We start from the raw sequence: 12179 nt of genomic DNA, 5'->3' as shown, positions 1-12179 counted from the left end.
ACTACACGCTTGTCGTTTGGAATATCTACTCCTGCAATTCGTGCCATTGTTTCCTCCTACTTAGTTTCCTTGTCTTTGTTTGTGTTTTGGGTTTTCACAAATTACCATGACGCGACCCTTGCGTCGTATTACTCGGCACTTGTCGCACATCGGTTTTACGGATGGTCTTACTTTCATTTGTCTAATCCCTCCTACTTTCTTCTGAATGTTATACGCCCACGTGTTAAATCATAGGGTGAAATTTCCACAGTTACACGATCACCTGGTAAAATGCGAATGTGGTGCATACGGATTTTACCAGAAACGTGAGCCATGATTTCGTGTCCGTTTTCCAATTTCACCTTAAAAGCAGCATTAGGTAATGTGTCAACAACGATCCCATCGATCTCGATCTTATCCTGCTTCGACATGAATTCTACAACGCCTCCTTACTGAATAATGAAATGACTTGGCATAAATAGCCATCTATCATTCTACCAAACAAAATCAAAAAAAGCCAAGAAAACATGCACTTTTTCCTGACTTTTTTATTCTTTCAACAATTTTACCAGTGCTTTTGGCACATGACGAGGCCCTCGCACCGATTTGATCCCATATTCTTTTAAGCGTTCCAAAGTAAATTCTGAAATATCATAACGCTTTTTCAGCTTTAAACGCATAGCTTTCTGCATATGAATATTTTCATCCTCAAATACATGATCCAGATTGGCTTCTATGATCTCACATTGATAGAAGATACTGGAATAAGGACTTGATACGTATAAGAAAACAATATCCTTTTCATACATAGCTACCGACTGTTTCCAAAGCGTGGTATCGGTATTATCAAAAATATGGACCATATCATAATATTTGGCATTGGCAGGCACGAGCCAATATGGATCAGGACTATTGATCATATAGCTTTGTTTAACCACATCCATGATTTCTTCATCACTGAGCGTATCATCCAGACAAACTGAGATCCAACTCTTTTTATTCATATGATAGGCGGGATAAAAGCCGGGTTCCAGTATCTTTACAGCACATTGTTCATCCAGCTTCACATTCAGTATATCGATAAAGCCCGGTGCTTTTTCTTTTAATTTATCGGCTTTGATATGTTGTATGATCCCAAACCATTTTCCATTCTTAGGATGGCGAAATACACCACTAAGCGGATCTCTCTTCCATAAAAATTCCGGACTAACCTGATATTCCTCCAATATCCTTTGTGCAATTCGATTGGCCTGTCTGGATACAAAAGGCGTTTCCTTAAAACAGTGTTCTCGTATATCCTTTAACAATGCGATATATGCTTCCCGAATCTCGGAAACAAAGGTCCCGTTTTGACTTTCGATTCGATAGTTAACATATTCTTCATCCAAGGCCGTATCCCATATCGTCCCCTTTACATGACCATCCTTAAACACAAATACAATCGCTTTAAAACCGGGAACCTGATTTCTGACATAACAATATCCCTTTTCTTCTTTGATAAAGCCATAAGATACAAGCAAGTTCCAATCTACCGTATACTTTTTAAAGATCTCATCTTCCAGCATCGTTTTCTCCCATACGCTCCAATAAGATTTCCAAGCCCTGTGATACGGTACTTTGTGGATCATCCGTTACATAGACCGGACAGTTGACTAAACTCTGCAGGTTTTCCTTCAATCCCTTTAACAACATGGTCCCGCCGCAACAAATGATTCCTCGCATGCGTACATCTTCCTGTTGTTCAGGACTCAAGCCGGACAAAAACTGATAGATCCATCTGGCCCATTGTTCACACAATGGATATAACACCGGAACCAGCATATTTTCATCCAACTGCAAAGACATCAATTTTTGACTTTGCATATTCACACCCTGCACCAACATGGTTTTCGGTTGTTTCTGCATCTGTGTCTGCCCGATGTTGATTTTGATCTTTTCAGCCATGGAATCGCTGATCTGCATATGACAACTTTGACGCAGCCATTTTTGGATCAGCAAATTAACATGCCTTCCCGCTACTTTATACTGACTGCTTCTTTGCATCTGCCCGTTACTGAATACGGCAATATCACAATTAGAAGAACCCAGATTTAATACACAGCTGGCAACAGGAATAAACAGATTTAACTGCGCACCGATAGCCGCCACCCAGATTTCCTGTTCAAAATAAACACGATAGGCTCCAAACTCTAATAAATGCTGTTTCAATTCTTCTCTTTGTTGACGATTTAGCGCCATCGGATAACTAAACAATAGAACCGTCTTCTTAAACATTCGAAAAACTTTATAGTCATAGATCAGCTGTTCCAACAAAGCATGTAAGGCATCAAAGTCAATCTTGTTTTGTGATAAAGGCGAAATGACACGGATTTTTTGATCTAAAGATTCTTTCATTTCCTTTGCCTCATCACCGATGGCAAGTACATTGTCTTTTTGATCTAATGCGACCATGCAAGCCTCATCAAAGAGCAAACCTTCGTTTTCCATGACCAGTCGAATTTTATCGGCTCCTAAATCAATACCTACTCGAATCATAATCTTCATCACTTTCTATATATAATATAAGTATAGCATAGTTAAAAGTCAGACTCTATGTTATACTATAAGTGCGCATTCATGTATAAATCATGAAAATAGAAATCATTTCTTCAGAGAATAAAAAAATGGAAATTCCAACCGACTTTACACTTTTGACGATCGTAGAGCATTTGGAAACGGAAAAAGGAAAACAATATCTGGATTATTGGTTGGATTGGGAAGAATTATTTACCCAAATTCATTTGCCCATATGGATTCTAACGCAAGATGAAAGCACAACCATACAGAATTTTTTGAATACGTATGCCACCAGTCTTCAAGCAGGAAAAAGTACCAATAAAGATTTATTTGATCAACTTGGCTGTATTCGTCAAAAATTTGTTTTTGGAAAAACTTATACGATCTTAGATCCGGCGATTTATCTTTTTTATCAGGATACGCTTGTTTATAAGTCGATTCGTACCCACAACAAAGCTATTGGAGAGGCTTATTTAAAAGGACTGGATATCCAATATAAAAATTTTGTGGAAAATTTCAGAAAAAAATTGACATCCAAAAAAGAATTTGTTAGTATAAGAAAGCGCTAAATGAATGGAGGCTTAGCTCAGTTGGGAGAGCATCTGCCTTACAAGCAGAGGGTCAGCGGTTCGAGCCCGTTAGCCTCCACCATTATTATTTTGTGCCGACTTAGCTCAATTGGTAGAGCAACTGACTTGTAATCAGTAGGTTGTGGGTTCGATTCCTATAGTCGGCACCATTATTTTTGACCCGTTAGCTCAGCTGGTAGAGCATTTGACTTTTAATCAAAGGGTCGGGCGTTCGAATCGCCCACGGGTCACCACTTTGCAGGTGTAGTTCAATGGTAGAACTTCAGCCTTCCAAGCTGACTACGTGAGTTCGATTCTCATCACCTGCTCCACATTGTCTCGAAAGCCTTTAGATGAAGGCTTTTTTATTTTTTTCCTGTTCATGACAAATTCAATACAAACCATATTTCACTTTCTATCCAATAAATAGAATCAGCCGACTAACTCCATTATAATCGGCTGATATTTTTTTACTCCTTAAAGAATGCTTCATAAATATCTTTTAGTTGCTTGGTTTCTTCTTCTGTCATTTCTCTTTCATTAGGATCATAGCTATCTACTGTTCCAATATGAGAATTCTTTACTTTTCCATCTTTCATCTCTACGACCATCGGTACATACAAGGTGAGCTGACCATCTTCATTCGTTTCCATATACTCACCCAAATAATTGATGATTCTTTCCTTTTGTTCATCATCATACAAAAGATTATGATCTTCATCTCTGGTCTTAATATAGTAAACCTCTTTCTGATGCTCCTGTGCCACTTCTTTTAAAACCGGTGCAGCATCCTGGCACCATGGACAATCTTCATAGCCAAAATAATATACGCCATCTTCCTGATCCTCTAGTTTTTGTAACACATCTTCCATCGTTAATGCTATAAACCAATCGTCTTTTTGGCTATCCGTTTCATCAATACTGCAGGCAGACTGCTCCTCACAACCTTTCGGAGTCTCAGTCTTTGTTTCCTGTTGCTTATTGATCAAGATCCATAGAACAACACCACATATCATAATTCCTGTACATAGAGTAAATAAGGCAACTTTTCTTTGGTTCATTAAAATTCTCCTTGTTGTTGATTTTTATCTATTGTATACGAATATACCTATAAAAACTATATATTAACTCTAATTTTATTGATCTTGATTTTGTTTGTCCCTGATAGTACATTCAATTTTAGAGAACATTTCTTTCATTTGATAAAAAATCATTGTTTCTTTCTTTATAGAATAGTAGTTCTTTGTTCCTTCTTTTCGCAATTCAAGAAGACCGGCATTCTTTAAGATTTGTAAATGATGCGATACAGCCGGTCTTGATAGATAGGTATGTTGTGCAAGCTCATTAACACGAAGTTCCTTTGGCTCTTGTTCCAACAATGTTAAAAGGATGAGCTGTCTGGTTTCATCTCCCAAAGCTAAAAAGACTGTGCGCAAACTTAAAAAATCTTTACGGAGATCTTTGATCCTTTTTTGACACGCTTCCTGCAACGAATTATCGACTTTGGACATGAAGCGCCTCTCTTTGTACACCACGTGCATACTTTATAGAAGGATACCCTATCACAAGCGTTGTCTGTACTTTTTTACCTTTAGGAATTTTCAACATTCGCTTCAACTTTATAGAAGTATGAGCTGCCAGTGTAAAAAAACCACTGTATAAAACGCCAAGACCATGTGCTTTGGCCATAAGTGCCATGGCCGAAGCCGCCAATACCGCATTCGTTTTATCCTTACCGACAACAACGATTACCAAAGGTGCCTTTTTGAAAAAGAAATGATCATCAATTAGAAATTCTCTATATCTTTTACTAAATAAATTCAGCCCTTTTAAAAGTTTTCGAAACAAATGTACGGCAATCTTTTCTGCCTGCTCCTGCTCTTCCTGCAACAAGATCAGTTCCACATCTCGCATATTTCTGGCAGTAGGCATATAACGAGCTGCTTCCAGGAGATCTTGTATCACATCGTTTGAAATCTCTTTTTTCTGAAATTGGCGTACAGAACGATTTGTTTGAATAGTGTATAAAAATTCTTTAGGATCCATTTCCTTTTGATCGCATTGAATGGGTTCTTGATCAAAGCCTGTCATCGTTACCGCATTTTGTGGACAGATTGCCACACAATGACCACATTTCATACAGTCCTGCGATTGAATTTGTGCTTTGTTTTGTATCAGTCTGATATTTTGCTCCGGACAATCTTTGATACATTGTCTGCATCCTATACATTTTTGCACATCAATCTTTATGTCATGTTTCATACTACTTCCTCCAGTTTTTGAATCAACAGCTTTGCGACAGTTCTGGATGACCATGGATTTTGCCCGGTAATCAGTCTTTGATCCTCAATCGCATAGCTTGTAAAGAATCTTTTCTTTGAATAAAATGCTCCCTTTTCTTTAAGAGCATCTTCCGTAGAAAAAGGGACCAGGTTTCGTTTCCGGCTTAACAACTCTTCTGTGTTGGTAAAGCCTGTCACATGTTTATTTTTTAGTAGAGGTTGCCCGTTACCATCACTTAGAGGCAATAAACCAACTACACCATGGCATACGGCACTGATATATCCTTTTTGTTCATAAATCGTTTCCGCAATCTGTTTCAGTTCTGTATTCTCTACAAAATCCCACAGGACACCATGTCCTCCGGTATAATAGATTGCCTGATAGGCACAGGGATCGATCTCTTGCGGCTTTTGGGTCTTTGCCAAAGCTCGATCGATAAAATCTCTATCTTTATACCATTTATAATCGATAGAATCAGCATATTTTATGGAAACCGGATCAATAGGCACATAGCCACCTGCCGGACTGACAAAATCCACCTCATAGTTCATCTTGACCATTTCATCATAAAAATGAATCAGTTCTCCCAACCATAAACCGGTCGGCTTATCAATTGCTCCATATGTGCTTATATTGGTTTCTACGATCAGTATCTTTTTCATCGTTACATTCCTTTCGTTTATTCGTTTGAACCACTATACCATAAACCGATTGTTGTTGTCTGATTGGTAAAGAAAGTCTTTCCCATTCAATTTGAATATGTTAAGGACTAATTTCTGATATTAGTAAATCTCATCGATTCTTTATGTAAAAAACTTGCATGTCTAAAATTCAACATGCAAGTTCATTTACTATTGATTATTCATCCCCCAGTTTGCTGGCGACAAACCATCCTGCAATAAAAGAAATCAGACCTATAACGATCATCATAATCGAGGATTGACTCCAGTCCGTTTTTAATAGGATTGCTACAGGACTGGCCGTTATCAAACCAATGATAGCATAATACGCTGATGTTTCCCAACGCATTAAAATCCATTCAATTAGCTTAGCAATCGCAAAAATACCAAAAACAACGCCAACACCGAACGGAATCATCACCATACAGCAGTTGATGAAAGCCGGTATATCAAAACTTGTAATAGCATCTACAGTTTGATTTACATAAGATAAAATCGTTTCATAATAACCTAAAAGCATCAACATCATAGACCCACTCACACCAGGAATAACCATGGTAGCCGCTGCAATGATTCCCACAAACAGCAAAACAAGAAATTGTAAAAGATCCACTTGAAGCCTTTGTGCTGAACCACTATCTTCTCCTATAACAGCCATACCAACCACAATAGCAAAGAAAATCAACAAAGGAATCCAATTACTTGATTTTACGGGATTTGATCCTTTTACCTTTTTTAAAATAAATGGCAGGCTTCCGACAATCAAGCCGCAAAACGCAAAATTTGTCGGAATGGGATAGTTCTGTAAGAGAAATTCAAACAGGCGGGATAAAATAACAATAGCCAAAGCAGCACCAAAGAAAATTGGCAATAATAACTTCATACTACTTTTAAATTCACTCTTTAAATGAGTAATAGAGTGAATCAACTTATCATACAATCCCATGGCCACCATCATCGTGCCACCACTTACTCCCGGAATAATGTTGGCAATACCAACAATCATTCCCTGAAGAATCATCTTTATCATAGGTACCTCCTTAAAAACCATGTATGAAATATATCATAGAAAGACATTATCTACAAATTAATATTTCGTATAGATACAATACGCTTGTATTTACAAAGTCCCTTTTTTATAATGGATAAAAAGAAATGGAGGTCTGTATGAATAAAAATATCATTGCGATGCTTCTCTATTTTTTAGCCGCTCTATTATTTCTACTTTATGTATTTATTAAGACACCGACCGTTCTGGCAGGATGCATCATTTTGATCATCGCCGTTATTTACTCTCGGATGAATAAAAAATCTTCTTAAAGAAAATGACAATTCCCTCTCAGGAATTGTCATCGTTCAACGAATTCAATAAAATTTTATAAGTTTTGTGTCACTTCAACTTTTACTTTGTTTTCTGCTTCCAGATCATATGTGATCTTTGCGACTTCATCCAAATGATGTTTTAAGATACCTTGTACCGTATCAAAAACCTCATCTTCTTTTTCCTGAGATGGACAGTCATACTCAATACTGGTCACAACATGTTTTTTTGTAGAAATAGATTTCAATTCATCAATTGCACTCATATTCATATACCTCGTGCTTTTAGTCTAATCTGTTTTTTACCGTTTGTCAAACCGCATAGTAATTTAGAATGTCTGCCGGCTTTAACTGACTTTTTTGGGCAAAATCCATATCCTGAATCAATTTCCCTTCATTTAAGATAAACAGACGATTTCCATTATCCAAAGCATCCTGAATATTATGCGTGATCATTAACGCTGTCATATGCTCTTTTTGAATCAGTTCATTGGTAATTTCCAGAATCTTTTGCGCACTTTTAGGATCCAGAGCCGCTGTATGCTCATCCAATAATAAGATCTTTGGCGGATTTAACACAGCCATCATCAAAGCTACCGCCTGTCTTTGCCCACCGGATAAAAGTCCGATCGGTGTCTTTAAACGATCTTCCAAGCCCATGTCCAAGGTTTTCAGCTTTTCCTGAAAATAGGCACGATCCTGTTTATGCACCGCCAGAGAAAACTTTCCATATTTCCCGGAAGAATACGCCAAAGCAAGATTTTCTTCCACCGTTAGATGCGGGGCTGTTCCATGCTCCGGGTTTTGAAACAAGCGACCGATATAGCGAGCCCGTACATGCTCCTTCTGTCGTGTAATATCTTCCGAATCCAGAAAAATCTTTCCCTTCGCCGGTTTTAATGCACCTGTAATCACATTAAACAATGTACTTTTTCCGGCCCCATTACTGCCCAGCATCGTGATAAAATCACCATCCTGGATCGTAGCGCTGAAATCCTCCAATGCGACTTTCTCTAAAGAAGTGCCTTTATTGAAAATGACCGATATATTTTCTAATTTAAGCATTTTCTTTTTCCCTCACTTTCTTTAGATACGGAATGGAAATAGTCAAGGCAACTAAAATGGCAGACATCATATTCATATCGGTTGCCGGAATGCCAAACTGCAGGGCAATCGTGTAAAGCACCCTATAAATACAGGCTCCCACGATGGCACTGGCCAATCCAAAACCAATCGTCTTTTTGCGCAGAATCGCTTCTCCGATAATGATACCAGCCAATCCTAATACCATCATCCCGGTTCCTCCGGTCACATCGGCAAAGTTTTGGTATTGGGCCAGTAAAGCACCGGATAAGGCAACTAGTCCATTGGATAGAGACATACCTAAAAATTTCATGGTATCTACATTGATACTGCTGGATTTGACCATCGTTTCATTATCGCCGGTCGCCCGCAACATCAAACCGGTATTGGTCTTAAAGAAGGCAAATAAGAGTAACCCCACACAAACACTGATTACTACCAGGACCAAAAAAGTAAACGGAATCATCGTAAACACGGAATCCGTATTCAACAAGGCAATATTGGGAGAGCCGGACATGATCCTAAGATTGATGGAATAAAGAGCGGTCATGGTCAAGATTCCGGCCAATAACGCATGAATTTTCATTTTTGTCTGTAAGAATGCTGTGATCAAGCCACACACACAGCCCGCCAGAAATCCTAACAAAAGTCCCAGTATCGGATGCCCCTGTACCGTACATACCGCACATGTAGCCGCACCGGTCGTAAAGCTTCCATCTACTGTCAGATCGGGAATATTTAAAATTCGAAACGAAATATATACGCCCAGAGAAAGGATGGAAAAGATCAATCCTAACTCTAACGCTCTTTCAAGTATTGCCAAGGACACAAAGCTCACTCCTATCTTACATCATCACTAAATGTTCGTTATTTTGAATATCTTCCGGTAAGATAATTCCTAAAGTATCTAATACCTTTTGGTTCACATAAATATTCAAATCATCTTTAAAGACCTTTACCGGTATATCGGCAGGACTTTTACCTTTTAAAATTTCATCCACCATATTGGCTGTTTCTTTACCTAAATTTTCATAATCGATACCAACCGTCGCAAAACCACCGTCCTGCACCATGGAATCAGCTCCGGTATAGAATGGAACACCGGCATCGAGTGCAATTTGTGATAGAGCTGCCATACCACTGGCAACCGTATTATCATTTGGTGCTAATAAGATATCCACTTGTTCACATAGAACACTGGCAGCACTCTGCAGCTCGGTTAAGTTAGAGCCGGTACCTTCCTGTAATGTCAATCCGTTTTCTTCACAGTATTTCTTTGCCTTTTCTAAGTTTGCCTTGGAATTGGCTTCACTGGCATTGTACAAGAATCCAACTGTCTTGACTTCAGGATTGATTTCTTTAGCTAAGTCTAAGATCTGATCGATCTGTACTTCATCGCTGGTTCCTGTAATATTGCCGGATGGTTTATCCATATCTTTGACTAATCCTGCCCCAACCGGGTCACTGACGGCACTGAATACGACCGGAATCTCATCGGATACATTAGCCGCTGCCTGCGCTGTCGGCGTGGCAATGGCAACGATCGCATCAACCTTTTCATCCTGATATTGTGACATGATCGAAGTCAAATTACTTGTCTGTCCGGAAGCATCAGTAAAATCATATTTTATCGTCTCTCCGTCTTTATACCCCAGCGTTTCCATCTGTTCTACAAACGCATCGCGAATCGTGTTGAGTGAAGTATGGCTCACTAACTGAGAAACACCTACTGTCGGAATATCCGAACCGGATGAGGAACATCCAAACAATACGCTGCAAGTCAATGCGGCAGCTGCCAATTTTGATAAAGTTTTCATTTTGTCTTCTCCTTTTCTTTATCATTGTTTGGATAGCAATTCGCGGGTATAAAAGAAAAAAGTCCCATGTCAAAATACTTTGACACAGGACAAATCGTTTCTTGATCTGCGGTACCACCTGTATTGGTAAAAATACCCACTCATATAAAATGCTATCACATTTCTCTTGTTGTAACGTACAAGTCACGTCTTGGCTACTCACTCGTTTTCACCTTGCCCTTGGAAGTCCATTTGCAGAACTGTTACGATCAGGCTTTCACCACCCCTGACTCGCTTGGCGCACATCTTTCTGTTTGATCTCTTCCGCCTTGGTTTACTATAGGATACTCCATAAATGAAAAGAACGCAACATTTTTATGAAAGAAATTTTCAATTTATTCTTTTTCCATTCCTTCACTGTATGCCAGGCGATCTTCCTGCGTAATCTTGCGTTGCACCCGACATGGATTGCCAAAGGCAATAACGCCTTCCGGAATATCTTTGGTTACGATGCTTCCAGCACCGATGATAGAATCCTTTCCGATCGTTACCCCCGGACAGATGACACAATTAGCTCCGATCCACACATTTTCACCAATGGTAATGGGTTTGGACGTATTCATTCCTTCTTTGCGCTGTGCTGGAAACACGCCATGCCCGGCACATGCTATGCTTACATTCGGTCCAATAAAAACGCCATTTCCAATATGTACCGGTGATGTATCCAATATCACACAATTATAATTAATGACACAAAATCCATCAAAATGAATATTAAAGCCATAATCACAATGAAATCCCGGCGCAATATTGACATGATCGCAACAAGTACCAAATAAAGTCTGTAAGATTTCTTTGTTGTCAGGATCTTGATCATGTGACTGACAAAGCTTTCTTGTCTTTTCCTGTAAGGTAAATGGTGTTTTAGTAAAGTGCGCTACATAGCCTTCTTTGCTTTGAATCCTCTTTTTATAATCCATACATTCTCCCGTAGAAAAAAAGTTCCGTGCCTGCACAGAACTTCTTCTTTCTATTTTACTTCATGTGTCCAACCGTAGGTATCTTCCAGATCACCCCACTGAATACCAGTTAATGTATCATAAATCTTTTGTGTCAAAGCACCGGTTTTAAAGTCGTTGATCTGCACGACATCACCCTTATAATACAATTCCCCAATCGGACTGATAACAGCAGCGGTTCCGGTTCCCCAGGCTTCCTGTAATGTACCATCATGTCCTGCTTTCATCAGATCGTCGATGGCCAAATGTCTTTCTTCTACTTTGTAACCCCAGTCACGCAAGATGTGTAAGATGGAATCACGTGTAACGCCTGGTAAAACCGTTCCTTCGGTCGGTGCTGTAATGATCGTATCGTTGATTTCAAACATTACGTTCATAGAACCTACTTCTTCCACATATTTACGTTCTACACCATCTAACCATAATACCTGTGTATAGCCTAAAGCTTCGGCTTTGACCTGTGCCGCTAAAGAACCGGCATAGTTTCCACCACATTTTGTGAATCCGGTTCCACCCACTGTTGCACGAACAAATTCATCTTCTACATAAATCTTAACCGGATTGACACCTTCCGGATAATATGCACCTACCGGTGAACAAATAATGATAAACTTGTAAGAGTGCGAAGGATGTACGCCGATAGCCTTTTCCGTCGCAAACATATATGGACGAATATACAGAGATTCGCCTTCACCTGTTGGAATCCAGTCTTTTTCCACACGAACGATTTCTTCTACAGCCTGTACAAAATCATCTTCTTCAATGATCGGCATGCTTAAACGTTTATTGGAATTGATAAAGCGTCGTGCATTCATTTCCGGGCGAAACAACAGGATACGTCCATCTTTGGCTTTGTACGCTTTCATTCCTTCAAAGGTTTCCTGCGCATAATGT

General features: G+C 39.1%; 17 protein-coding genes and 4 tRNA genes. 6 read left to right on the top strand and 15 right to left on the bottom strand.

Going from position 1 to position 12179, the window contains the following annotated elements:
* Positions 1-60: 60 nt before the first annotated feature.
* The 4 genes from rpmJ to U0M88_RS01305 all read right to left on the bottom strand — a co-directional run bounded on the left by rpmJ (position 61) and on the right by U0M88_RS01305 (position 2514).
* Positions 61-177, bottom strand: a complete 117-nt coding sequence (rpmJ, locus tag U0M88_RS01320) for a 50S ribosomal protein L36 (protein WP_081637596.1) — start codon at positions 175-177, stop codon at positions 61-63.
* Between the two features lie 14 nt (positions 178-191).
* Positions 192-410, bottom strand: a complete 219-nt coding sequence (infA, locus tag U0M88_RS01315) for a translation initiation factor IF-1 (RefSeq protein WP_117446501.1) — start codon at positions 408-410, stop codon at positions 192-194.
* A gap of 117 nt (positions 411-527) precedes the next feature.
* Positions 528-1544, bottom strand: a complete 1017-nt coding sequence (locus U0M88_RS01310) for an MmcQ/YjbR family DNA-binding protein (RefSeq protein WP_331868663.1) — start codon at positions 1542-1544, stop codon at positions 528-530.
* Positions 1531-2514, bottom strand: a complete 984-nt coding sequence (locus tag U0M88_RS01305) for a rod shape-determining protein (RefSeq protein ID WP_117446499.1) — start codon at positions 2512-2514, stop codon at positions 1531-1533. The genes U0M88_RS01310 and U0M88_RS01305 overlap by 14 nt, the downstream gene beginning before the upstream one ends.
* A 92-nt stretch (positions 2515-2606) precedes the next feature.
* Between U0M88_RS01305 and U0M88_RS01300 the strand changes: the two genes are divergently transcribed.
* The 5 genes from U0M88_RS01300 to U0M88_RS01280 all read left to right on the top strand — a co-directional run bounded on the left by U0M88_RS01300 (position 2607) and on the right by U0M88_RS01280 (position 3436).
* Positions 2607-3104, top strand: coding sequence for a hypothetical protein (locus U0M88_RS01300; RefSeq protein ID WP_195222363.1), 498 nt, complete (start codon positions 2607-2609; stop codon positions 3102-3104).
* A gap of 6 nt (positions 3105-3110) precedes the next feature.
* Positions 3111-3186: transfer RNA gene (locus U0M88_RS01295), tRNA-Val, on the top strand.
* A 12-nt stretch (positions 3187-3198) separates the two neighbouring features.
* Positions 3199-3274, top strand: a tRNA-Thr gene (locus U0M88_RS01290).
* Positions 3275-3282: 8 nt separating this feature from the next.
* Positions 3283-3358: transfer RNA gene (locus tag U0M88_RS01285), tRNA-Lys, on the top strand.
* Positions 3359-3362: 4 nt separating this feature from the next.
* Positions 3363-3436, top strand: a tRNA-Gly gene (locus U0M88_RS01280).
* Positions 3437-3574: 138 nt separating this feature from the next.
* Here the strand turns inward: U0M88_RS01280 and U0M88_RS01275 are convergent.
* From U0M88_RS01275 to U0M88_RS01255, 5 genes are all read right to left on the bottom strand, one after another.
* Entirely contained in the window at positions 3575-4165 is a 591-nt protein-coding gene (locus U0M88_RS01275) for a transporter accessory protein (protein ID WP_331868662.1), read from the bottom strand.
* A gap of 75 nt (positions 4166-4240) precedes the next feature.
* The gene (locus tag U0M88_RS01270; RefSeq protein ID WP_331868661.1) at positions 4241-4615 is read right to left on the bottom strand and encodes an ArsR/SmtB family transcription factor; all 375 of its coding nucleotides are present in this window, start codon (positions 4613-4615) and stop codon (positions 4241-4243) included.
* Positions 4599-5366: a nitroreductase family protein gene (locus U0M88_RS01265; RefSeq protein WP_331868660.1), complete on the bottom strand. Its 768-nt coding sequence runs from the start codon at positions 5364-5366 to the stop codon at positions 4599-4601. Before U0M88_RS01265 ends, U0M88_RS01270 begins: the two co-directional genes overlap by 17 nt.
* Positions 5363-6049, bottom strand: a complete 687-nt coding sequence (locus tag U0M88_RS01260; RefSeq protein ID WP_331868659.1) for a type 1 glutamine amidotransferase domain-containing protein — start codon at positions 6047-6049, stop codon at positions 5363-5365. The genes U0M88_RS01265 and U0M88_RS01260 overlap by 4 nt, the downstream gene beginning before the upstream one ends.
* A gap of 196 nt (positions 6050-6245) precedes the next feature.
* Complete coding sequence (locus tag U0M88_RS01255; protein ID WP_331868658.1) at positions 6246-7097, bottom strand: DUF368 domain-containing protein; 852 nt, start codon at positions 7095-7097, stop codon at positions 6246-6248.
* A gap of 137 nt (positions 7098-7234) precedes the next feature.
* On the opposite strand from U0M88_RS01255, the gene U0M88_RS01250 reads away from it, so the two are divergent.
* Positions 7235-7387, top strand: coding sequence for a hypothetical protein (locus tag U0M88_RS01250; protein ID WP_168966343.1), 153 nt, complete (start codon positions 7235-7237; stop codon positions 7385-7387).
* 56 nt (positions 7388-7443) lie between these two features.
* Here U0M88_RS01250 and U0M88_RS01245 read toward each other — a convergent pair whose 3' ends face one another.
* From U0M88_RS01245 to U0M88_RS01220, 6 genes are all read right to left on the bottom strand, one after another.
* Positions 7444-7653 (bottom strand): hypothetical protein, encoded by a 210-nt coding sequence (locus tag U0M88_RS01245; RefSeq protein WP_229035628.1) that lies wholly within the window; start codon positions 7651-7653, stop codon positions 7444-7446.
* 46 nt (positions 7654-7699) lie between these two features.
* Positions 7700-8452 (bottom strand): ABC transporter ATP-binding protein, encoded by a 753-nt coding sequence (locus tag U0M88_RS01240; protein ID WP_117446482.1) that lies wholly within the window; start codon positions 8450-8452, stop codon positions 7700-7702.
* The gene (locus U0M88_RS01235) at positions 8445-9299 is read right to left on the bottom strand and encodes an ABC transporter permease (RefSeq protein ID WP_331868657.1); all 855 of its coding nucleotides are present in this window, start codon (positions 9297-9299) and stop codon (positions 8445-8447) included. The genes U0M88_RS01240 and U0M88_RS01235 overlap by 8 nt, the downstream gene beginning before the upstream one ends.
* Before the next feature lie 16 nt (positions 9300-9315).
* Positions 9316-10287, bottom strand: a complete 972-nt coding sequence (locus tag U0M88_RS01230; RefSeq protein WP_168966345.1) for an ABC transporter substrate-binding protein — start codon at positions 10285-10287, stop codon at positions 9316-9318.
* A gap of 374 nt (positions 10288-10661) precedes the next feature.
* The gene (locus U0M88_RS01225) at positions 10662-11246 is read right to left on the bottom strand and encodes a sugar O-acetyltransferase (RefSeq protein WP_331868656.1); all 585 of its coding nucleotides are present in this window, start codon (positions 11244-11246) and stop codon (positions 10662-10664) included.
* Between the two features lie 50 nt (positions 11247-11296).
* On the bottom strand, positions 11297-12179 hold an 883-nt coding region (locus tag U0M88_RS01220; protein WP_331868655.1), incomplete at its 5' end, for a branched-chain amino acid aminotransferase.

The sequence above is a fragment of the Faecalicoccus sp. genome (genome assembly GCF_036552745.1).
GTDB lineage: Bacteria > Bacillota_I > Bacilli_A > Erysipelotrichales > Erysipelotrichaceae > Faecalicoccus.
Note: the sequence above shows the minus strand (reverse complement) of the source record. Positions and strands in the feature narration are given on the sequence as shown.